This window comes from Niabella agricola (assembly GCF_021538615.1).
Classification (GTDB): domain Bacteria; phylum Bacteroidota; class Bacteroidia; order Chitinophagales; family Chitinophagaceae; genus Niabella; species Niabella agricola.
Genome location: NZ_JAJHIZ010000002.1, coordinates 970,897 through 992,704, shown reverse-complemented (window position 1 = coordinate 992,704; position 21,808 = coordinate 970,897). Strand labels below are relative to the sequence as shown.

Genomic DNA, 21,808 nt, shown 5'->3' with positions numbered 1-21,808 from the left:
GTTTTGATCCTGCCCTGCCATAGAATGGGATACTTGCTGTACATAATTGAATAAAACAGTAAAGCGATCGTTTCCGGCTGGTTATGATTGGGCTGCTTTGAAATAATGGATACAATTTGATAACAGGAAACGAGGATAAGTTTTCCTGCATGAAGCAATGCGCCTGCAGCAGAACCGGTATTTTGCGGCGCATCCGGACGCGCAAGAAATCAACTATGAAACCTTTTCAATTGATGAATCGCAAGCATTTTTTCAGGAACAGTTCACTGGCATTGGCCGGAACGGTATTATCGGGCAACCTGTTTGGCCAAAGAACAACCGCCTTAACCAGGCGCGCGGCAGGGCGTACGAGGAACATCATTTTTATGGTAAGTGATGGTATGAGCACCGGTACGCTGAATATGGCAGACCTCCTGATGCAGCGCAAGTACGGCCGGAGAAGCAGTTGGCTGCGCCTGTACGACGAACAGCGGGCGGTGCGGGCCCTGATGGATACCGCTTCTGCCAGCTCCCTGGTAACCGATTCAGCCGCCGGCAGCTCATCCTGGGGCGGCGGTGTGCGGGTACCCAATGGCAAATTGAATGTGGGTACGAATGGTGAGCATTACCAACCCATTCTTCAAAAGTTTAAAGCGGCGGGTAAAGCCGTTGGCTGTGTTACAACCGTACCAATCGGACATGCCACCCCGGCTGGTTTTTGTGTAAACAATGACCGTCGCGGCGATATGGACGAAATTTCCCGGCAATACCTCGATCTCAGATTTGACGTAATGCTGGGTGGCGGTGCGGATAACTTTAAGGCCACAACCCGGAAAGATAAAAAGGACCTCTTGCAGCAATACCGGGAAAAGGGTTATACAGTGGTGACCGACCGGGATGCCTTACTACGCCAACCTGTGACCGGCGCGCCCTTGCTGGGGGTGTTTTATGAGGGGGCATTGCCTTATGCACTGGACCGGGAGCATGATACCGCCTTGCAGCAGCAAACGCCAACCCTGGCAGAAATGACCGGGAAAGCAATTGAAAAATTAAGTAAAAATCCAAACGGATTTGTGATGCAGGTGGAAGGCGGAAAGGTAGATTGGGGCGCGCATGCAAACGATGCAGCGGCGATGCTTTATGACCAGATCGCTTTTGATGAAACCATTAAAACCGTAATAGACTTTGCAGAAAAAGATGGAAACACACTCGTTATCCTTACCACCGACCATGGGAATGCCAACCCCGGTTTGTTCTACAGCAATGATGCCAACCGGAATTTTGACCGCCTGCAGCAATTCAAACATACCAACGACTGGCTCCTCAACGGGATCAACAAAAATTTTACAGATGCACAGGTACGCGAACGCCTGGAAGCGGCACAGGGCTTTGCGCTGAAAAGAGAGGATGCGGCGCTGCTCTTAAAAAGCTATGCGCAGCTCGACGAAGAAGGTGTATACAATTCCGGGCATTTACCTTTTAAAACACTGGCTGTGCTTCAGGAACCCCATATTTCCATTGGCTGGGGATCGATGGAACATTCCGGTGATTATGTAGAGCTGGCAATGTTTGGCCCGGGAAAAGAGCTGTTAAGACCTTTTGTAAAAAATACCGATCTGCACCAGCTGATGTTACAGGCTACGGGGGTAACAGCCGGTTGATGGATGAAGCGCGGAAACCTGCTGCTGGTTTCACTTCGGGTTATCAGCAGCACCACCGATGTTGCGTTCACCTGGTGCATCCGGAAATTTGCGCTGTTCTGCAAGATCTGCGGGAAAATCACCGGATCTGTTCTATTTTTGAACAGGCGCCTCAATGCCTGTATCATGACCTTAAAAGAATTACTACAGTACCGCATCTATAATCAGCAATTGCACCGTCCGGCATCATACAAACCGGAAGACCTGGTAGCCTTTATGGGAGCGGTACAGGCACAGGATTATGCCATGGCCAAATGGGCCATTGGCCTGCGGATGCAGAACCCCGCCGAAGAGCCCATTGAAGCGGCGATTAATAACGGCAGCATCATCCGGTTACACATTGTGCGCCCTACCTGGCATTTTGTAACTACAGAAAACGTGCGCTGGATGATGCAGTTGTCGGCACCATCCATACAAAAGGCTGCCCGCTATATTGATCAGCAAACCGGGCTTACCGCCGCCCTCTATACAAAAGCCCGCAACGTATTGGAAAAAGTGCTGGAGGAGGAGGACCTGACCAAGGAGGAGATTATGGACCGCCTGGCGCAGCACCGGATAAAGGTAGACAATCTGCTGGCCACCCAGCTGCTGATCCGCGCAGAGACAGAGCTGCTGATCTGCAGCGGCAAACGGAAAGACCGCCGCTTTACCTATACACTTTTTGATAAACGGGTAGCACCGGCTGCTGCCATCAGCAGGGAAGAGGCACTGGCAAGGCTGGCCACGCTTTATTTTAAAACCCGGGGGCCCGCCACCGTAAAAGATTTTGCCTGGTGGAGCGGACTTACTGCTACTGATGCCACAAAGGGGTGGAGGGCCATTGAAAAAGAGCTGACGGCCATAACGGCAGGCGGAATTACGTACTGGGTGCTGGATGCCGGCATGCCGCCGGCGTTTACCACGATGCCGCATTCTTTTTTACTGCCGCCTTATGACGAGCTTACGGTTAGCTATTCAGAAAGCCGGAGCTTGCTCTTCGACGGAGACGGGGCATCGGTGGGCAACGGGATCTTCCGGCCCGTAATGATGGAAAAACAAAAGCTAACCGGTATCTGGAAACGTATAGAAAAAAAGAACGGGATCGAATTGGGCTTTAACTTCCTGCCCGGTCACCCGGGGAGGCCGTCCCGCCATTTGCTGGACTCAGTGCGGCTCTTTGAACAGCACACCGGTAAACCGGTAACCCTGGTTTAGCAGGAAGAGCAGGGGCTGCAGATTGCGCAGGTGATCCGCCAAAAAGACCTTCCATAAGCTCAACAGGAAAATCTGTGCACTTCTGTGAAATCAGTAAGAAAAAGAACACAGCGGAACAACTATTGAGGTCCGTGTTGCTCAAAGATTACACAGTTTTACACAGAAGACTTCGACACAGATAATACCCGGGAAAAAACGATGTTCTTCTGTGCCATCCGTGAGAAAATTTAAAATCAACACGCAGATAACATCGTCACTCTGCAAACCCATCAGCGATCATCAGCAGGAAAACCAGCTGCAGATCCGCAGGAAAACAAGCCACAAAAAAAGCACGCCTGTTGCGGCGTGCTTTCAAACAGATCATTGATGAACCGGCTTAGTTCAGTTTTTTCTTCAGATTTTCGTCAATGGCTTCCAGGAACTCTTCGGTATACAGGTAGTGTTCACCGTGTGTTACCTTGGAACCATGGATACAAACAGCCAGGTCTTTGGTCATTTTGCCCTGTTCTACGGTTTCAATACAAACCGCTTCCAGTGCATTGGCAAAATCGATCAGTTCCTGGTTGCCGTCCAGCTTACCACGGAAGGCCAGTCCTCTGGTCCAGGCAAAAATGCTGGCAATAGGGTTGGTGCTGGTAGGTTTACCCTGCTGGTGATCGCGGTAGTGACGGGTTACCGTACCGTGCGCTGCTTCCGCTTCCAGCGTTTTACCGTCGGGAGTCACCAGTACAGAAGTCATCAGGCCCAATGACCCAAAACCCTGTGCAACGGTATCGCTCTGTACATCCCCGTCATAGTTTTTACAGGCCCAAACAAAGTTGCCATTCCATTTCAACGCACTGGCCACCATGTCATCGATCAGGCGGTGCTCGTAAGTAATGCCTGCATTATCAAATGCTGTTTTGAATTCGTTTTCATAAATCTCCTGGAAAATATCTTTAAAGCGGCCATCATATTTTTTCAGGATGGTATTCTTGGTAGAAAGATACAAGGGCCATTTTTTACTCAGGGCCATATTGAAACAGCTTCTGGCAAAGCCCTTAATGCTCTCGTCGGTATTGTACATGGTCATGGCCACGCCATCACCTTTGAAATTATATACCTCAAAAACCTGGGGTTCACCGCCATCTTCAGGAGTAAAGGTCATGGTCAGTTTACCCTTGCCTTTAATCACCGTATCGGTGGCACGGTACTGATCACCAAAAGCGTGTCGGCCTACAATAATGGGAGCGGTCCAGTTTGTAACCAGGCGCGGGATATTGCTGATCACAATGGGCTCGCGGAACACGGTACCATCCAGGATATTACGGATCGTGCCGTTCGGGCTCTTCCACATCTGTTTCAGGTTAAACTCTTTTACCCGTGCTTCATCCGGTGTAATGGTAGCACATTTGATACCCACTCCGTATTCTTTGATAGCATTGGCGGCGTCGATCGTAACCTGGTCATCCGTAGCATCCCGGTGCTCCACACCCAGGTCATAGTATTTAATATCTACATCAATATAGGGAAGGATTAGTTTATCCTTGATGAATTTCCAAATGATCCTTGTCATCTCATCTCCGTCCAGTTCTACAACCGGGTTGGCAACTTTAATTTTCTGAGCCATGATCTTATTTTGATTTAATAATAAAAAGTGATAGTCGCAAATCTAGCGATTTCATAGAATATTTCTTGCCAGAATTCGCAATACATTTGGCAGGGCGTCTTTTTTTTCTCTTACATTTGCGTATGAACGCAACCCTAACCGATATTGATGACTTTGTAACATTCCTACGCCAGTTCGTAACCATTTCGCTGGAAGAAGTGAAAACGATCTTACTTCCGGCCATACAAGTGCGGGAGTTTAATAAGCGCGACATCGTTACGCGTGCAGGAGAGGTGGAAGCGTTTATGAACTTCATCAAAAAAGGTACACTGCGCAAATACTATGTGCAGGACAAGGATGAGATCATTGTACAAATATCCATTGATGGGCACCTGATCTCCAGCCAGGAGTCTTTTTATACGCGAACGCCCTCCGAATATTTTATAGACGCGGTGGAACCTACCACTGTTTTGAGCATGCAATATGATGCTTTGGAAAAAGTATTCGCATCCAGTCATAACCTGGAGCGCCTGGGCCGGCTGGTCACAGAGCATACCATGGTTTTAAAAGATAAATGGCAGTTCAGCCTCATTCGTCAAACACCCAGGGAGCGCTTTTTAAGCTTTGTAGATAAATACCCGGAGATACTGCAACGGGTTCCCCAGAAATACCTTGCCTCATACCTCAATATTAAGCCGGAAACCTTTAGCCGGTTTAAGCATCTTACCCGGCAAAAGCATTAAAAAATCAGTAGATTTTGCAAAAAAAAATCGTTAACGTTATACCGGCGGTGCTATAATATTCATTTTCAAAATTATTGAATATCAGTTTTACAAATCATTGATTTTAACTGATTTATTCGATTGGCATCAAATAAAACAAAAGATCAGGCGAATGCCCTGTTTGTTAAAAATAGCTTCAAATGTGAATTGGTTGTGAACAGCTGTTAGCGTTTTTCCTTGGAATTTCGGCCCAGATGCATTACCTTTGCATCTTTCCTGCGTTTCTGGTTTGGCAACCAGTTCGTGTAATTCAGTAAAACAGTCCACAAGGGACCGTTCTAAAAAAGTTCACAGTTTCTGAAAAGAGCTGCGTTCAAACTTCCACTGAAACAAATTCCTTGGAAGCTATTGTTTAACTTAAACCTGTTACATGAAGAGCGTTATAATTTTTGTAACCGTAATGGCCATTTCCCTGGCCGGATTCTCCCAAAACGGAGATGGAACCTCTGCAAAAGCATCATTTTACAGTAAAAGTTTTAATGGGCGTAAAACCGCAACCGGAGAAACATACTGGGATCACCTTCTTACAGCCGCATCCAATATTTATAAACTGGGTACCCGTTTACTTGTAGTAAACAAGAGCACCGGTAAAAAAGTAGAAGTAGTGGTAAACGACCGAATGGCCCCTCACATGAAAGGCAGGGTAGATCTTAGCCGGTCTGCCTTCCAGAAAATAGCTTCCGTTCACTCGGGTGTAGTTCCTGTAAAAGTTTATGTACTAGACGGTAAGGAACCGGATAACGATGATAAAACACTATAAGGGTTGAAATTTTTATAATGGTAAACCGCTCCTTCCCGGGGCGGTTTTTTCATTTATGTCAATAGGAGATCGATAATTATCCCGCTGATCAACCGATTTTTTCTACTTTTACCAATCCGGAAATTTACGTCAGAACAATTATGGGAATACCTGGCACCTATATGTTGCCCAATGCAACAATCAGCACGCTTTCGATATATGAAGTGTTGAAACATACAGCGGCCACGGGCATTATGGAAACAGCGGATGCCCGCGACATTTACCCGCTTACGCTCGAACTGAATGCCGGCGTATTTACAAAAAGAACTTCAACCATCGGTTTCCCCAGGGTGGCCGTTACTCAAACCAACACTTCGTTGGTAACCTCCTGCTCCTGTGATAACCCAACCGGCCGTTTATGTGCACATCAGGTATTGGTCATTCACAGCATCCTGGAGCAAAAGAATTACCGGGTATTCTTTGATATGGCACTGCGCCATCAAATGCTGTTATCCGCGGCGAAACCTTATGGCCTGGAAACCGAACCGGATCTGGATGTTTATTTCCGGCTGGAATTCAGGGATGGAAAACTGCATATCGAATCCAGGATCAAAGAACTGCTTCAAACAGACGCACCAGCGCTCAAAAAGGCACTGACACTACAACGAGTAGCTGCTGTAAAAGAACGGGCGGCACAGGAGGCACGGGAAAAACCGGTACTGGTGATCAGCAAACACCGCTATTCCGGCAAGCTGAATATTCTATTGATGGAAGCCGGCCGGACACAGGCCGGAACCATTAAAAATCCGTTAACCGATATCGATCCGCTGCAATGCATCTGGAAAACAGACCTGTCTTCGGAGATCAAGTTTTATACAGCAATTGCTACGTTCCAGCATAAATACGCAGCACTTAGCAGCGCCATGGAACTGGAGGCATTGAATCAGATCGTTCAAAACCCGATGAAACTGGATGTGTACCATCATGACCCCGGGATCTCAGAAACGATTACCGTTCGATCCCTGCGGCCGGTTAAGCCGGAAATATTGAACGCGGAAATTCAGCTTACCGTATTCAGGAAGGAACCTTTTTATGAGATTACAGGAGCGCTGTTGTTTGAGGACGGCTCCCTTTCATTTAAAGATGCCGCCATCCAAAACGATTATTTTTTATGCTACCAGGGTAAATGGCGCCTGATTGCCGATCCGGATCTGCACCGTATCCTCCGTTTTTTTAAGAGCAATAACGAGCGGTTACTCATCCATGCTTCCAAATACGAAAACGTTCTTCATACCGTTCTCGCTCCATTGGAACACCGGGTGCAGATCCATTACAGTTATATTTACCAGGCAACACCGGAACAGCAGGCGGAGAAACCGTCTCATACAGAGCGGATCCTTTACCTGCAACAGGAAGGCAATTTTGTTTCCATCACACCGGTCATGAAATACGGATCGATGGAGGTTCCGGTATACTCCCGGAAGCAGCTGTTCGATACCGACCAGAACGGGAACCTGTTTAAAATAAACCGGGACCAGGAACAGGAGATCCGCTTCACCGCCCTGGTGATGGAACAACATGCTGATTTTGCCATGCAATTAGAGGAACATGAATATTTCTACCTGCATAAAGATCAGTTTCTGGATGAGGGGTGGTTTCTGAAAGCCTTTGAGGTTTGGCGGAATGAAGGCATTTCCATACTGGGTTTTAACGAGTTGAAGCATAACAAACGAAATGCCCATCCGGCGAAAATAAGCATTAAGATAGTTAGCGGTACCGACTGGTTTAATGCCCGCTTGACGGCATCTTTTGGAACACAGCAGGCCTCCTTAAAACAATTACACAGCGCCATCCGTAATAAAAGAAAATTTGTGCAGCTGGATGACGGCACCCTGGGGATCCTGCCGGATGAATGGATAAGCCGGTTGACACGGTATTTCAACGCGGCGGACATGGACGGCCCGTTCCTGAAGATTCCAAAGATCAACTTTAGCGAAATGCCGGCTTTATTTGAGTCAGAACCACCGGACCCGGCAATAGAAGCAGAAATCGATGGGTATGCCCGGCATTTCTCCGGCATGCTGCCATTGCCGGAGGTAACGGTTCCGGCCGCTTTAAAAGCCGAGCTGAGAACGTATCAGCGTGAAGGCCTCAATTGGTTATGTCTTTTAGATCAATTTAACTTTGGCGGCTGTTTAGCCGATGATATGGGGCTGGGAAAAACTGTGCAGATCATCGCCTTCATTTTATCGCAAAGGGAAAAGTACGGCCATCAAACCAACCTGGTAGTGGTGCCCACTTCATTACTGTTCAACTGGCAGGAAGAGTTCACCCGGTTTGCGCCTTCGGTGCGCGTATTGGTGCATCACGGCGCAGCGCGGCAGAAGCATACTGAGGTCCTGGATGCCCATGAAGTGGTGCTGACCAGCTATGGGATGATGGTTTCGGATATCCGGTTTTTAAAGACGTTCCGGTTCAACTATATTTTCCTTGATGAGTCGCAGGCAATAAAGAACCCCGATTCGGAACGCCATAAAGCGGCCCGGTTATTACAGTCGAGGAATAAAATAGTACTGACGGGGACTCCTGTAGAAAACAATACGTTTGACCTGTATGGACAGTTGTCTTTTGCCTGCCCGGGGTTGTTGGGAAGCAGGCAGCATTTTAGAGATATCTATGCGATACCGATTGATCAGTTTGAATACAGCAAACGCGCTTTGGAACTACAGCAAAAGATCCGTCCGTTTATTTTACGAAGGACCAAGAAACAGGTGGCAAAACAGTTGCCCGCAAAAACTGAGATGGTCATCTATTGTGAAATGAATACGGAGCAACGTAAAATATATGACCGCTACGAGCGTGAACTGCGGGAATTGATATCGGTTACAGATGAGGAAAACATCCGCAAAAACAGTATGCATGTACTGACCGGATTAACCAAACTGCGCCAGATCTGCAATGCGCCGGTCTTACTAAAAGAAGGCTATCCGAAAGCACATGCCGTTAAAATTGATGTACTAACCGAGCAGATCGAAAGCAAGTCGAAAGAGCACAAGATACTGGTCTTTTCCCAGTTTGTGGGTATGCTGGAGCTGATTAAAGCGGAACTGGAACATCGCAATATCCCGTTCGAATACCTGACAGGAAAAACCACCGACCGGGGTGCAAGGGTGCATCAGTTCCAGACAAATGAACAGGTGCGTGTATTTCTGATCAGTTTGAAAGCCGGAGGTGTAGGCCTGAATCTTACGGCGGCCGATTATGTATACCTGGTAGACCCCTGGTGGAATCCCGCGGCAGAAAACCAGGCTATTGACCGAAGTCACCGGATTGGGCAAACAAAACATATTGTTGCGGTTCGGCTGATCTGCACCAACACTATTGAAGAAAAGATCGTGCGTCTTCAGCAAAAGAAAAAAAAGCTGGCGCAGGGCCTAATCAAAACGGAAGCTGCTTTTTTAAAAACCCTGTCAAAAAAGGAACTGCTGGAAATTTTGTAGAAGCCGTGGATGCACTGAACCACTGAAAATATTTTCTTCATGTTTCTTTGAGCCATCAAGCCTTCGTGGTATATCCGCCGCAAGGCTACAAAAAAAATCCCCGCTCCAGCAGGAGCAGGGATGCTATTGAAACTAAGATATGTCTTACGCGTTTCTGCCGATACAGTTCAGATCGGTAAATGCTTCTTCCAGACGTTTTACAAAAAACTCTTCACCTTTGCGCAGCCATACGCGGGGATCGTAGTATTTTTTGTTGGGCTTGTCTTCACCTTCCGGGTTACCCAGCTGACCTTGCAGATAGGCTTCGTTCTTTTTGTAATAATCGAATACGCCTTCAGCAAATGCCCATTGCATATCCGTATCGAGGTTCATTTTGATAGCGCCATAACCTATGGCTTCGGTGATCTTTGCCTTTTCAGAACCGCTACCGCCATGGAACACGAAGTAAACCGGTTTGTCGGAAGCCGTGCCGAATTTTTGCTGAATGAATTTCTGGCTATTATCCAGGATGGTAGGCGTCAACACTACATTACCGGGCTTGTACACTCCATGCACGTTACCAAATGCAGCAGCAACGGTAAACAGGTTTCCAACCTTGCTTAATGCTTCGTAAGCCTGTGCCACGTCTTCAGGCTGTGTATATAATTTGGAGTTATCCACATCGGTATTGTCTACGCCATCTTCCTCACCACCGGTAACACCCAGCTCGATTTCGATGCTCATGCCCAGGGGCGCCATGCGTTTGAAATATTCAACAGAGATCTCGATATTTTCGTTGAGCGGCTCTTCGCTCAGATCGAGCATGTGCGAGCTGTAAAGCGGCTGGCCTTTTTCTTTATGATATTGTTCGCCGGCATCGATCAGCGCGCTGATCCAGGGCAACCATTTTTTTGCAGCGTGGTCTGTGTGCAATACCACGGGAACCCCGTAGTACTTTGCTACATTGTGCACGTGCAGGGCACCGCTGATGGCACCGGAAATATTTGCCTGCAATTTGTCGTTCGGCATGCCTTTACCGGCAAAGAACTGTGCTCCGCCGTTACTGAACTGGATCATTACAGGGGAGTTTACTTTTGCTGCGGTTTCTAAAACAGCATTCACACTGTCGGTTCCCACTACGTTTACTGCAGGTAATGCAAACTGATTGTCTTTTGCGTCGTTGTAGAGGTCTTCCAGCTCTTTGCCAAATAAAACCCCGGCTCTGTATTTACTCATTCATTAAAATTTTAAAAACAACTGTATTTTTCGTTTTACGAGGCGCTAAGTTAACCATTCCTGAGAAATTATCTGTCATTTCAATGAATATATTGAAGTTGTTTAAACTTCTTTGCCGAAATGTGAATTTTTAATAATCGTGCTGCGGTTTTGGGACCGTGAATGTGTATTTTTTACACAAAACCCTGGTTTATTTTCCGGCGTTCCGCGAAAAGGGCTTGAAAACCGGTTTTTTGAGCGACCGTGTTTTTTCCTGGATCAGCTTCAGGTTTTCGCGTAGCATATATTTCAAATGCAGTTTCAGGATCTGCCCCATGGAATTGCAGCGGTTAAAAGCCGCCGTATGAAAATGCTGGTTGAGCTGTTCGGCCAGCTGTTTTTGTTTGGCAACAGGGGAAATGGTATCCCGCGACATGATATTCAGCAATTCCATCAGCCGGAAACGGCCGGCAGCCACCCGGAAGGCCATGGCAGATCGTTCCTCTGCCTTGTATTGTTCAATGGACTCTTTATTCAGATGGCTCAGCACGGTTTGCACAAACCGGTTGTTTTCCTTGAAGAACTGCGGCATATATAAACTTTTGCGTCCCTCATAGCTTTGCTGGTCGAAATCGATCGCCCGGATGCGGTACTGGTATCCCTCAATATCCGGTGTGCTGACGATCACAAAATTATAACTCCGCATATCGCCCAGCAGGCGTACAAAGCACCGCTCGTTGAACTTTACAAATTCTTTGGCAAAGCGGGTTTTGTTCGTCTCCGGAAGATCCAGGTACTGGTTCAGGAACACATCTCCTGGTATACCCGGGATATGCTCTTCTACTAATGTGCCGCCATCGGTATAAAACGTGATCCGGTTGGGGGATAGGATATGCTCCATTTCCAGTCCGTAGATGCGGGAAGCATCCGTGATCTTCATATAGTAATGATCAAAATTCGCATTGAACTTATTAATGATCCGGATACGGAAGGGCAGGGAATTTCCGAAATTGCAATAATCAATGCGCGCTACATCCAGCTGGTTCGCAAAGCTCATATCGCCTTCGGTTTTTAGGATCGCGTAGATCTTTACCAGTCCTTCTTTTAAAAAATCCCAATCGCGCTTGTCGTAAATCGCCTTTTCCCAATGAGTATAATTGCCATCCTTGTCCTTTATAGGGATCGACCAGGTAAAATTTAGGAGGTCACGGTGCGAAACGGGTAGCTTCACTTCCCGTCCCTGGTGTTTTAAATAGGCCGAAAGCTCCGGGTTAACGGGGTACAGTAATTTTTTCCGGGACGGTTTGTCGTTCAGTTCGTCAATCAGCGAAGTATCCATGGGGCAATTTAAAATAACCAATGAGAAATATCAAATTTTAAAATCCAGATGCTTCGGCTCAACTCTCAGGTACCGGCTTCCGGTAGTGACCGGTGCAACATTCAGCCAAATATGCAAAAAAGCCGCCCGTTGGGGCGGCGTAGAAGCAAATGGGTCTATAGTTATTCGTTATCTTTTAGTCCTTCTAGTTTTTGTTCCGCTTTGTCTGCCAGATGTTCGGCACCTTGTTTTGTTTCCTCCAGTTTTTCTTTAACAAATGCTTCTGCGTTGGCCACCTTTTCCTGTGCTGTTGCCGCCGCAGACGGATCCTCTTTGCCCCGGACCTCATCTATTTTTTCACTGATCGAATCCTTTAGTTCCTCCGCTTTGTCCTTCGTAGCATCCCAGGCGTCTTCCAGCGTATCTTTGGTTTTATCCCAGGCCTCACCGGCCTTCTCCTTGAGGTCAGACAGGGTTTCTTTGGCTTTGTCGAAAAACGACGCTTTGTTTTCTTCCATAATCGTTGTTTTTAAAAATGATTAAATAAAGTGACCGCCGCTCTTTAAATGCCAATCCCGTGCCAATCCCTTCGGGGAATGTTAAATATGGAATGAAAAATATTAAATGTAAAAGTGAATGTGGGATTTGAAAATTTGAAGATGTGAGCATTTGAGAATGTGAAAATGAAGATGCCGTAACTGCTTTGGAATCTTTCCCCCGGAAGGAACGTAAATACTCTGTCTTGAGAAGCAGGATTGCACCCGTTGTCGAAGTACCAAACGGAACCCAACCAGGAATCTTGAACGGTATTCTGAAATCGGCCTTTAGTGGTCATTTCCGGGATGTCTCCCGTAGGGGACGTCCCGGGAGTACCGGACCGGTAATCAGTTTAGCAGAAGAACTGCCGGGCATTTGAAAATTTGAAGATGTGAGCATTTGAGAATGTGAAAATAAAGATGCCGTTACTGCTTCATAAATTTTTTTTCCCGTCTATGTTTATAGGCAACTGCGCGTGAAGCAGCTTACACCAGGCGGGAATGAACCTGACCTTAAGCATTGAACATGCAACCAGAAAATACATCAAAATAACAAACGGAACCCAACCCGCCGCGGCGGGCACGCCTGGAACTTTGAACCTTAAACCTGAAACGGCTCTTACGGAATCCGGAACCGCATACCGGCGTATACCATCCTGCCGGTAACCGGTCCCCAGATCAATGATCCATCAAAATACGGACTGAAGGGCGCCTGCGCATCAATGATCCGGTACTCCTGTACATAGTTGGTGAGGTTTTCCCCGCCTGCATATACTTCCCATTGCTTGCCGAACTGCTTGCTCACCTGTGCGGCCATCTGGAAGAAGGAAGGCGACCAGGCATCCATTTGTTTGCCGGCCGGATTGGCAGCGGTATTGGGAATGCGTTTCCGGCTTAACCACTGGGTGGTATAATCAAATTTCCATTTGTTGCGGGTTTCATAAGCCAGGTTAACAAAGGCCCGGTGCTTTGCCGTAAACGGCTTATCCAGCAAGCCCTGTTGGTACTGCGTTTGAACCTCCAGCCAGCGGTAGGCCATGCGTAGTTCCAGTTTGCGTAGCAGCTCGTAATTCAGCTCCACCTGCACACTGCTGGAAACCGATTTCCCGTTTAAATTATAAAACCGGATGGCCTGGGAACTGGCGTCGAGATCAGCCACTGTTTGGTTACGGAAACGGGTTTGATAGGCATCCAGGGCAATCGATCCTTTCCGGTTACCCAGGTAAAAATGGTGTATAAGGTTAAGACCGTAGTTCCAGGCTTTTTCCGGATCCAGTCCATAACCATAAGCAGAAGTAGGGTTCAGGATCTCATATTGCCTTGCGCTTACAAAAACACCCACATTTTCCGCAAAAATATTGCTGACCCGGAAGCCGGAACCACCAGATAAACGCAGGTTGGTTTTGGGCGTGAAATCGTACTTTATATGTAAGCGGGGCGTGGTGATAAACCCGTATTGATTGTGATGATCCAGTCGCAACCCCGCGATGGCGGTAAGCTTATCCGAAGCCGTATAGGTATATTCAAAAAACGCACCGGGAACCATCTCGTTGCGTTTGTATATGCGCTGGTTTAACCGCTCGTTATAATTTTCGTTGGAGAAACTGAGGCCGGTACGGAACTTATGATCAGTAGTGCCGATGATGGACTGATAAATAAGATTACCGTAGAGCTGCTTTTGTTTGCCGCTGTATTCCGTTAAGCCATAATACGCATTATTGGTGTATTGGTTGGCAGACAGGATCAGTCCCAGGCTTTTGTACTTATGTTGTGGAAATACATAGCCCAGTTTACCGGTAAACCCATATTGTTCGGCATCAATCCCCACGCCGTAATGGCTGGCAGTATACCGGTCGCGGTCTTTGTCGAAATGCACCTGGCCCGCATACCGTTTATCATTCATTGCTTTTAGAGCCAGCTGAACAATCCAGCCGTTATTATCCAGATACTTCCAGCGGTTGATCACATTCCATTGTGACCCGGTAGGAAGGTCCTTGAACCCGTCCATATTGTGATCGACCGTTTTATTGCTGTAATTGCCGTGGGTGAGCAGTGCCGTACTCCATTTATCATTCAGTTTCTGAGCCGTATGGATATTGGCTTCCAGGCGTCCCATACTGTTCACATAGGTATTTACAAACAGCTGCTCCGAATTGTCGGGCTTTTTTTCCTCCACATTTATTTGCCCCGCGATGCTTTCGTAACCGTTGACCACCGAGCCGGTGCCCTTGGTCAGCTGGATGCCTTCGATCCAGGGGCCGGGAATATAGGTAAGCCCATAATGCGCGGTAAGCCCCTTTATTTCCGGGGTGTTTTCTGTAAGTAGCTGGGTATAGCTCCCGGACAATCCCAGCAACTGGATCTGTTTTACCCCCGTAACGGCGTCACTATAACTGACATCCACAGAAGGGCTGGTTTCAAAGCTTTCGGAAAGATTGCAACAGGCTGCCTTGGTGAGCTCTTTTGCACCCATATTGAGCGTATTCAGGATGCTCATGGCAGACACAAAGGTGGACGGGTTTTTTGAGCTTACGATCACTTCTTTCAGATCGCCGGTGGAGGAATTTTTCAGGATGATGGTAAGCATTTCCGGCTTTTTTACACTGATGGTATCCGATTGAAAGCCTACATAGCTGATGGCAATATGAGTGGGCAGATCGGTCTCCAGCCGGAACACCCCGGTACTGTCCGTAACAAAATACTGGTTGGAGTGCAGGCTTTTTACCGTGGCGTTTGGAATGGGGTTGATCTTTCCTTTGGCGGTTTCTTCCAGCACCACTCCGGTGATCAGTTGTTTTTGCTTTGGCGCAGCGGAATCGGCATCCCGGTGGTAATGGCAGCAGGCGGGCAGGGCCTGGTAAACGGCGTCGGGAGCCTTAAAACGTTCATTGTCGTGCCCGGCTTCAGACACTGCTTTCAGGATCTTTTCGCCGGTGGTTTTAGACGGGTCATAGCTTACAGTAAGCATTTGGGAAATGGCGTCCCATTTTGCGGTTCTGGCCTTGTGATCAAGCACTGAGGATTCGATCCGTTCCTTGCACATTTCGCAGGCCCCCAGCACTTTAAAGGTGGAAGTCTTTATTTCTTTTTGAGCAAATCCGATTTGGGTAATCAATAAAAATAAAATAACGAGGTATCGATGATTCATGATATTTGTTTTTAGAAAAATAATGCAACAACAGGCAGGCCTTAAACACTATGGCCTGCAAACAAAAGGTTGTTTGCACTAAATTCTAAAAACACTGAAGAGAATGGAACGGTCTTCCCGGCCGGGTTCCGGAGGATCGGCCGGGGGGCGCGGTAAAAAGGTAGCAAAGGGCAATTCCGGCGTATTGCCAAACAGGGCAGGAGGTGTAACAAAAAATGTTCCGGGCGGTACCATCGCCAAAACAGGAGCCCCATTGGCTTTTTGGTCGATCGACACTTTTGCGTCTACTATTTTGTTTTCACAACAATTTTTTCCTTTTTGTACCGGGCAGTCTTTGGTTTCTGAAGCATGAGCCTTTAAGGAAACCGATTTTAATTTGCCACAGCAATAGAAAAAGTTCAGACTGACGCCAAAGGATGCCAGGCTGTAAAAAACAAAAACAAGTAATATGGTCAGTTTCCGGAACACAATTGTTGACAATGCTACCTTTAAACAAAAAGGGTAGTGAAAGGTTCAAAGATAAAATTATTTTAGGATAAGTTGCTGAGTCACCAACGCACCTTCGGTCCCCGCAGTGTCTCCTGAAAGGGACGCTGCGGATGGGGGATGATCTTCCGGATATTTCCCCGCAGATTTCCGGTAATATGTTCTGAAACCCGTGCCATTAAATGGGCTGTCTTTCCGGCAGATGGCGCGGATTTTTTTACGTTAAATATTTGAGGTGATTTACTTCCCCGCAGTGTCTCCTGAAAGGGACGCTGCGGATGGGGGATGGGCTGTCTTTCCGGCAGATGGCGCGGATTTTTTCCTTGAACATTTGAGGTGATTTACTTTTATTTCCCGCGGCGTCTCCTGAAAGGAACGCTGCGGATAATCCGCTATCCGGCCAGTGTCAACAATTTTTTATGGAGGTTCACTACCTGTTCAATCAGCGATACCGTTCCGCCATTATCAATTACAAAATGACAGCGGCGCATTTTTTCCGCCTCATCCAGTTGTTGTTTCATACGTTCACGAACCTGCTCTTCCGTTATACGGCTGCGCTCCATCGCCCGGTGGATTCGCAGTGCTTCCGGTGCCGTAACACCGATCATATAATCTACATAGCGATCGCTGCCGGTTTCAAAAAATATAGCGGCTTCCTTGATGGCATAAGGTGCAGATTGCTTTGCAAACCATTCCTGGCTATCGCGGATGGTAACCGGGTGAACAATAGCATTCAGTTGCTTCAGTTTTTCCGGATCTCCGAAAACTTTGGAAGCCAGCAGGCCCCGATCCAGCTGCTGATTTTTATAGGTGTCTTCCCCAAACAATCGGATGAGCTGGCTCCGGATCTCCACACTGGCATTCATCAATCTTTTTGCAGCAGCGTCTGCATCATACACCGGGATGCCCAGGGTATGAAATATAGCCGCCACCAGTGTTTTGCCGCTTCCGATTCCCCCGGTAATACCTACTTTAAGCATGAAGTTTGTTTTTTCTGATTGGCCACTGAGGCACAGCAACACCGATCCTTTTCTATTATGATCACTCCGGTTACCGCCTAAACATTCCTAAAAAATTCCGTTTATCAGGCCTCTGTGGCGATAAAACGGTGTAATAAAAAACACGACAAAATTACTTCTTTGTCGTGTTTCTGCCTCTAATAATGTGGTTCTGCTGATAGCTAAAAGCTGATGCTGATGCTGATAACTACTTCGCAGGGGTAGTAGTACCCTTATTCAGTTGGTTGGTCCAATCCATGCTGATGGCCGACTTTTCAATCTTGATGTAGTTGCCGGGACTTACTTCAATGCTCAGCGTTCCATCTTCATTCACCTGGTTAATTTTACCATGGATACCGGCAATGGTTACGATTTTATCACCTTTCTGAAGGTCATCTATGAATTTTTTCTGATTCTTTGCTCTTTTTGCCTGCGGACGGATAAAGAATAACCAGAAAACAATGATCATCCCAAACATGAAAATCATCGTGGTCATTGATCCGAAAGGGCCCGGCGAAGCTTGCGCCTGTAATAATACACTTGTCATTTCTATTTACGCTTTGATTATTTAACTACTTCTACTTTGAAATTTAAAACGGTTTCTGTAAAGGGACGGGTATTGGCACGCACCACCATATTTTTGTTATGAGAACCTTCTGCCTGTCCTTCACTGTTAAATTTGGCGACAACTTTTCCTTCTTCACCCGGCAGGATCGGCTTTTCAGGTTTCTCTCCAACGGTGCATCCGCAGCCCGGGCTTACCGAGGCGATCACCAGTGGTTTGTCTCCGGTATTTTTGATCGTGAAGGGGATCTCAACGATTTGTCCTTTTTTTACTTTGCCGATATCTTTAAACGTAGAATCTACCCAAACGGCAGTTGTAAAGTTTGCAGAATCGGTGAGTGCAGTTTGCTTTTGTGCCGCAGTAATGCTGTCGCCGGAAGCCGCAGCTCCTTTTCCGGATGAATTCTTACATGCAATAAGTGTTGCCGCTGCAACAATAATGAGTAACCCCTTTTTCATCAGTTTATTTTTTTTGTTTATGGTCTCTCCAAATATCCGGTGGTAATCTGAAAATGATCCGAATCCTGTGTAAAAAATCGAACAATCTTCAGCATGTTCCCGTGATACTGTTTTTAAGTATGCAAACTTAGTTCAAAATCAGCAGGGGGCCATCAGATTTTTTCTTTTTCCCCGTCTTCATAAAAACATACAGTGTGCTGCTTGCGTTTAAGGCGATCAGGCTTTCTTATAATCGGTTTTCTTTAACCTTCCTTCCTGAACCAGCTCCTTATGAATGTTATCCAGGATCCCGTTTACAAAATGCCCGCTTTGAGCAGTACTATACTCCTTGGCAAGATCAATATATTCGTTGATGGTCACTTTGGGAGGGATGGTTTCAAAATACAGGAATTCGGCTACGCCCATTTTCATGATCACCATATCCAGCAGCGCAATCCGTTCGGGATCCCAGTTCTTTAGTTTGGGAGTAATAAATTCCAGCAGGTAATCGTTCTTTTCCAGCACCGTTGTTAACAGCTGTTGTGCAAAACGGGCTTTATCCGGGCTGATCATTTCCTGGAATTTAGCTGATCCCGGTTTGTGCAGATAGGCCTGTAGCAATTGCACCACCATTTCTCCGTCATCGCTCCAGTTGGAGAACAGTTCTTCAATGTGATTGATGAACTCCTCGTTGCCCAGCATATAATCATTCAAAATAAATTCAAAGATCTTCCGGTCTTCCTGTTTATTTTGCTGACTTACAGATATATATTGCTGGTATTCAGGAGTTTTTGTTAGTTGATTATAGATCTTCTTTACCAGTTCTTCGTCGATCAGATTTTCAGGCTTGTCCTTTTTTAACTGCTCTTCCAGTTGTTTATCTTCCAGGATCTGCCAAAGCAGGCTGCTGCCCGCAAGCTTGGTATTTACATTCAGATCGTTTGCAGAAGGGATAAATTTGCTGGCACGTTTATGCGCATCTTTTTCGGCATAACGGGCGATTTGCGTCAAAAAATAGATCAGGTAAACAAACAGGCTGCGGGTTTGATTAAAATGCTGGTCTAAAACTTTGGAGGGACTGGGTACTTTACTGTTTTGTTCGGCTTCCGTGCTGCATGCGTAAAGGGTTTGCATCACTTTAACCCTGATATTTCTTCTGCTAATCATTGATTGAATGAACTCTTTTGCGGCTGCGAAGATAGTTGATTTATACCTGAATAAAGAAAAAACCAGAGAAAATGCGGGAGGATCCGGCCGGTATCGCAGAAACGGCAGCCGGGGTACCCGGAATCTTCATTAAAGCATCACTGCACTAAAGGGTATGCCTTTTGGCGGACAGTACCGGAACCCCATATATATTGTGTTATAATCATTATGTATTTGTCCGACAAAAGTGCAATTTTGACAGGAATGTAAATGATACGGTACCTATTTCTTTCAGGAATTGGGGGTCAAACTGAAAAAATTTCACATTACAACGGGATGGCATACTATTTATGCTACTTTGTAGCAGCCAAAAATTACATTTTGGCACTTTAAATTAATTTTTAAAAAACAATACGATTATGGCTAAAAATCAACTGTTACCCCTTTGCACGACCGGGTAATTGTAAACCAGCAGCAGCAGAAGAAAAAACAGCAGGTGGTATTATTATTCCTGACACGGCTAAAGAAAAACCCCAGCGCGGAACTGTAGTAGCAGCAGGGCCTGGCAAAAAAGACGAACCAGTAACGGTAAAACCCGGCGATACCGTATTATACGGAAAATATGCCGGTACAGAAATCCAGATCGGCGGCGAAGATCTTTTAATTATGAGAGAAAGCGATATCCTGGCGATTGTTTAATTTGAAAATTTGAAAATGTGCTAATATGAAAAATGATTGGCCCTTTCAAATGAAATTCAAATTGATTCTCAAATTTTCAAATCCTCAAATTTTCAAATCAGAATAAAAATGGCAAAACAACTTTTCTTCAATATTGAAGCAAGAAATAAAATGAAAAAAGGCGTTGATTCTCTGGCCAACGCTGTAAAAGTTACATTAGGACCCAAAGGCCGTAATGTAGTAATTGAGAAAAAATTTGGTGCACCTGCTATCACAAAAGATGGTGTTACCGTAGCGAAAGAAATTGAACTGGAAGATGTAGTAGAGAACATGGGCGCTCAGATGGTAAAAGAAGTAGCGTCAAAAACCGCTGATATTGCCGGTGACGGTACTACTACCGCTACTGTGTTGGCGCAGGCGATTATTGGCGAAGGACTGCGCATGGTAGCTGCCGGTGCCAACCCGATGGATTTGAAGCGTGGTATTGACAAGGCGGTTTCTTTAGTAGTTGCCAGCCTGGCGGCACAAAGCCAGACCGTGGGCAACGACAGCAAAAAAATCAAACAGGTTGCTACGATTTCTGCAAATAACGACGAGCAGATCGGTGAACTGATTGCCCAGGCATTTGCCAAAGTGGGTAAAGAGGGTGTAATTACTGTTGAAGAAGCAAAGGGTACCGATACTACCGTTGATGTGGTTGAAGGTATGCAGTTTGACCGTGGCTATATTTCTCCCTACTTCGTTACCAACAGCGAAAAAATGGAAGCGGAACTGCAGAATCCTTATGTATTGATCTACGACAAAAAGATCAGCACCATGAAGGATATCCTGGGTATTCTCGAGAAAGTGGCACAAAGCGGTCGTCCGCTGGTGATCATTGCAGAAGACCTGGAAGGCGAGGCGCTGGCTACCCTGGTAGTAAACAAACTGCGTGGTACGCTGAAAGTAGCCGCTGTTAAAGCTCGGGCTTTGGCGACAGAAGAAAAGAAATGCTGACCGATATCGCAATCTTAACCGGTGGTACCGTGATCTCTGAAGATCTGGGTCATAAACTGGAAGGCGCGGACCTGGCTGCACTGGGACAGGCTTCTTCTATTACCATCGATAAGGACAATACCATTGTGGTAGGTGGTAAAGGTAAAAAGGCTGATATTACCGGCCGTGTAAACCAGATCAAAGCACAAATTGAAAATACAACTTCCGACTACGATCGTGAAAAATTACAGGAGCGCCTGGCTAAATTAAGCGGTGGTGTGGCTGTATTATATGTAGGTGCGGCTACCGAGGTTGAAATGAAAGAAAAGAAAGACCGTGTGGATGATGCGCTGCATGCAACAAGAGCTGCCGTTGAAGAAGGTATCGTTCCTGGTGGTGGTGTAGCTTATATCCGTGCGATCGACAGCCTGGATGTAAAAGTAAAAGGCCAGATCGAAGACGAAGCAACCGGTATGGCCATTGTAAAACGCGCCCTGGAAGCTCCGGTACGCACCCTGACTGACAACGCAGGTATTGATGGTTCGATCGTTGTACAGAAGATCAAAGAAGGTAAAGGCGACTTTGGTTTCAACGCCCGGACAGAGAACTATGAAAACCTGTTCAAGGCGGGTGTGATCGATCCTACAAAAGTAAGCCGTGTGGCACTGGAAAACGCTGCTTCTATTGCAGGCATGTTACTGACTACCGAGTGTGTGATCGCAGACAAACCCGAACCTAAAGCTGCGGCTCCTGCAATGCCAGGTGGTCCGGATATGGGTGGCATGGGCTACTAATCACATTCTTAAAACATACAGGAACCGCCCCGGATTGCCGGGGCGGTTTTA

General features: G+C 46.6%; 16 protein-coding genes and 1 pseudogene. 7 read left to right on the top strand and 10 right to left on the bottom strand.

Annotated features, from left to right (window positions below; translation table 11 throughout):
* Positions 1–215 precede the first annotated feature (215 nt).
* A complete protein-coding gene (locus tag LL912_RS04540) occupies positions 216–1,640 on the top strand; it encodes an alkaline phosphatase (RefSeq protein WP_235552370.1) in 1,425 nt (474 codons plus the stop codon).
* Between the two features lie 3 nt (positions 1,641–1,643).
* Complete coding sequence (locus tag LL912_RS04535) at positions 1,644–2,873, top strand: winged helix DNA-binding domain-containing protein (protein WP_235552369.1); 1,230 nt, start codon at positions 1,644–1,646, stop codon at positions 2,871–2,873.
* 376 nt (positions 2,874–3,249) lie between these two features.
* Here the strand turns inward: LL912_RS04535 and LL912_RS04530 are convergent, their stop codons facing one another.
* Positions 3,250–4,482 carry an isocitrate dehydrogenase (NADP(+)) gene (locus tag LL912_RS04530; RefSeq protein ID WP_235552368.1) on the bottom strand — a complete coding sequence of 411 codons (1,233 nt, stop codon included), beginning with the start codon at positions 4,480–4,482 and terminating at the stop codon, positions 3,250–3,252.
* A gap of 122 nt (positions 4,483–4,604) precedes the next feature.
* Here LL912_RS04530 and LL912_RS04525 point away from each other — a divergent pair, with 122 nt between their 5' ends.
* The 3 genes from LL912_RS04525 (at position 4,605) to LL912_RS04515 (ending at position 9,482) form a co-directional block, all read left to right on the top strand.
* Positions 4,605–5,204, top strand: a complete 600-nt coding sequence (locus LL912_RS04525) for a Crp/Fnr family transcriptional regulator (RefSeq protein ID WP_235552367.1) — start codon at positions 4,605–4,607, stop codon at positions 5,202–5,204.
* 409 nt (positions 5,205–5,613) lie between these two features.
* Complete coding sequence (locus LL912_RS04520) at positions 5,614–6,003, top strand: septal ring lytic transglycosylase RlpA family protein (protein ID WP_235552366.1); 390 nt, start codon at positions 5,614–5,616, stop codon at positions 6,001–6,003.
* A gap of 140 nt (positions 6,004–6,143) precedes the next feature.
* On the top strand, positions 6,144–9,482 hold the full coding sequence (locus tag LL912_RS04515; protein WP_235552365.1) for a DEAD/DEAH box helicase: 3,339 nt from the start codon (positions 6,144–6,146) through the stop codon (positions 9,480–9,482).
* Between the two features lie 144 nt (positions 9,483–9,626).
* Here LL912_RS04515 and fbaA read toward each other — a convergent pair whose 3' ends face one another.
* From fbaA to nusB, 9 genes are all read right to left on the bottom strand, one after another.
* Positions 9,627–10,697, bottom strand: a complete 1,071-nt coding sequence (gene fbaA, locus LL912_RS04510; protein WP_235552364.1) for a class II fructose-bisphosphate aldolase — start codon at positions 10,695–10,697, stop codon at positions 9,627–9,629.
* A 190-nt stretch (positions 10,698–10,887) separates the two neighbouring features.
* Positions 10,888–12,015, bottom strand: coding sequence for a hypothetical protein (locus LL912_RS04505; RefSeq protein WP_235552363.1), 1,128 nt, complete (start codon positions 12,013–12,015; stop codon positions 10,888–10,890).
* Between the two features lie 161 nt (positions 12,016–12,176).
* On the bottom strand, positions 12,177–12,512 hold the full coding sequence (locus tag LL912_RS04500; protein ID WP_235552362.1) for a YtxH domain-containing protein: 336 nt from the start codon (positions 12,510–12,512) through the stop codon (positions 12,177–12,179).
* Between the two features lie 637 nt (positions 12,513–13,149).
* A complete protein-coding gene (locus LL912_RS04495; RefSeq protein ID WP_235552361.1) occupies positions 13,150–15,678 on the bottom strand; it encodes a TonB-dependent receptor domain-containing protein in 2,529 nt (842 codons plus the stop codon).
* 78 nt (positions 15,679–15,756) lie between these two features.
* Positions 15,757–16,158: a hypothetical protein gene (locus LL912_RS04490; protein WP_235552360.1), complete on the bottom strand. Its 402-nt coding sequence runs from the start codon at positions 16,156–16,158 to the stop codon at positions 15,757–15,759.
* A 398-nt stretch (positions 16,159–16,556) separates the two neighbouring features.
* On the bottom strand, positions 16,557–17,144 hold the full coding sequence (coaE, locus tag LL912_RS04485; protein ID WP_235552359.1) for a dephospho-CoA kinase: 588 nt from the start codon (positions 17,142–17,144) through the stop codon (positions 16,557–16,559).
* Positions 17,145–17,370: 226 nt separating this feature from the next.
* Positions 17,371–17,709: a preprotein translocase subunit YajC gene (yajC, locus tag LL912_RS04480; RefSeq protein WP_235552358.1), complete on the bottom strand. Its 339-nt coding sequence runs from the start codon at positions 17,707–17,709 to the stop codon at positions 17,371–17,373.
* A 17-nt stretch (positions 17,710–17,726) separates the two neighbouring features.
* Positions 17,727–18,185 carry a DUF1573 domain-containing protein gene (locus LL912_RS04475; RefSeq protein ID WP_235552357.1) on the bottom strand — a complete coding sequence of 153 codons (459 nt, stop codon included), beginning with the start codon at positions 18,183–18,185 and terminating at the stop codon, positions 17,727–17,729.
* 216 nt (positions 18,186–18,401) lie between these two features.
* A complete protein-coding gene (gene nusB / locus LL912_RS04470) occupies positions 18,402–19,331 on the bottom strand; it encodes a transcription antitermination factor NusB (RefSeq protein WP_235552356.1) in 930 nt (309 codons plus the stop codon).
* A gap of 390 nt (positions 19,332–19,721) precedes the next feature.
* On the opposite strand from nusB, the gene LL912_RS04465 reads away from it, so the two are divergent.
* Both LL912_RS04465 and groL read left to right on the top strand, forming a co-directional pair.
* Positions 19,722–20,009: a co-chaperone GroES gene (locus tag LL912_RS04465; protein ID WP_455011047.1), complete on the top strand. Its 288-nt coding sequence runs from the start codon at positions 19,722–19,724 to the stop codon at positions 20,007–20,009.
* Between the two features lie 108 nt (positions 20,010–20,117).
* Positions 20,118–21,757 (top strand): annotated as a pseudogene (gene groL / locus LL912_RS04460) (chaperonin GroEL).
* Positions 21,758–21,808: the final 51 nt, after the last annotated feature.

Excerpts from the sequence above, each read along its gene's own strand:
- LL912_RS04540 (WP_235552370.1), top strand. The coding sequence starts at position 216 with ATGAAACCTTTTCAATTGATGAATCGCAAGCATTTTTTCAGGAACAGT.
- LL912_RS04535 (WP_235552369.1), top strand. The coding sequence starts at position 1,644 with ATGAAGCGCGGAAACCTGCTGCTGGTTTCACTTCGGGTTATCAGCAGC.
- LL912_RS04530 (WP_235552368.1), bottom strand. The coding sequence starts at position 4,482 with ATGGCTCAGAAAATTAAAGTTGCCAACCCGGTTGTAGAACTGGACGGA.
- LL912_RS04525 (WP_235552367.1), top strand. The coding sequence starts at position 4,605 with ATGAACGCAACCCTAACCGATATTGATGACTTTGTAACATTCCTACGC.
- LL912_RS04520 (WP_235552366.1), top strand. The coding sequence starts at position 5,614 with ATGAAGAGCGTTATAATTTTTGTAACCGTAATGGCCATTTCCCTGGCC.
- LL912_RS04515 (WP_235552365.1), top strand. The coding sequence starts at position 6,144 with ATGGGAATACCTGGCACCTATATGTTGCCCAATGCAACAATCAGCACG.
- fbaA (WP_235552364.1), bottom strand. The coding sequence starts at position 10,697 with ATGAGTAAATACAGAGCCGGGGTTTTATTTGGCAAAGAGCTGGAAGAC.
- LL912_RS04505 (WP_235552363.1), bottom strand. The coding sequence starts at position 12,015 with ATGGATACTTCGCTGATTGACGAACTGAACGACAAACCGTCCCGGAAA.
- LL912_RS04500 (WP_235552362.1), bottom strand. The coding sequence starts at position 12,512 with ATGGAAGAAAACAAAGCGTCGTTTTTCGACAAAGCCAAAGAAACCCTG.
- LL912_RS04495 (WP_235552361.1), bottom strand. The coding sequence starts at position 15,678 with ATGAATCATCGATACCTCGTTATTTTATTTTTATTGATTACCCAAATC.
- coaE (WP_235552359.1), bottom strand. The coding sequence starts at position 17,144 with ATGCTTAAAGTAGGTATTACCGGGGGAATCGGAAGCGGCAAAACACTG.
- yajC (WP_235552358.1), bottom strand. The coding sequence starts at position 17,709 with ATGACAAGTGTATTATTACAGGCGCAAGCTTCGCCGGGCCCTTTCGGA.
- LL912_RS04475 (WP_235552357.1), bottom strand. The coding sequence starts at position 18,185 with ATGAAAAAGGGGTTACTCATTATTGTTGCAGCGGCAACACTTATTGCA.
- nusB (WP_235552356.1), bottom strand. The coding sequence starts at position 19,331 with ATGATTAGCAGAAGAAATATCAGGGTTAAAGTGATGCAAACCCTTTAC.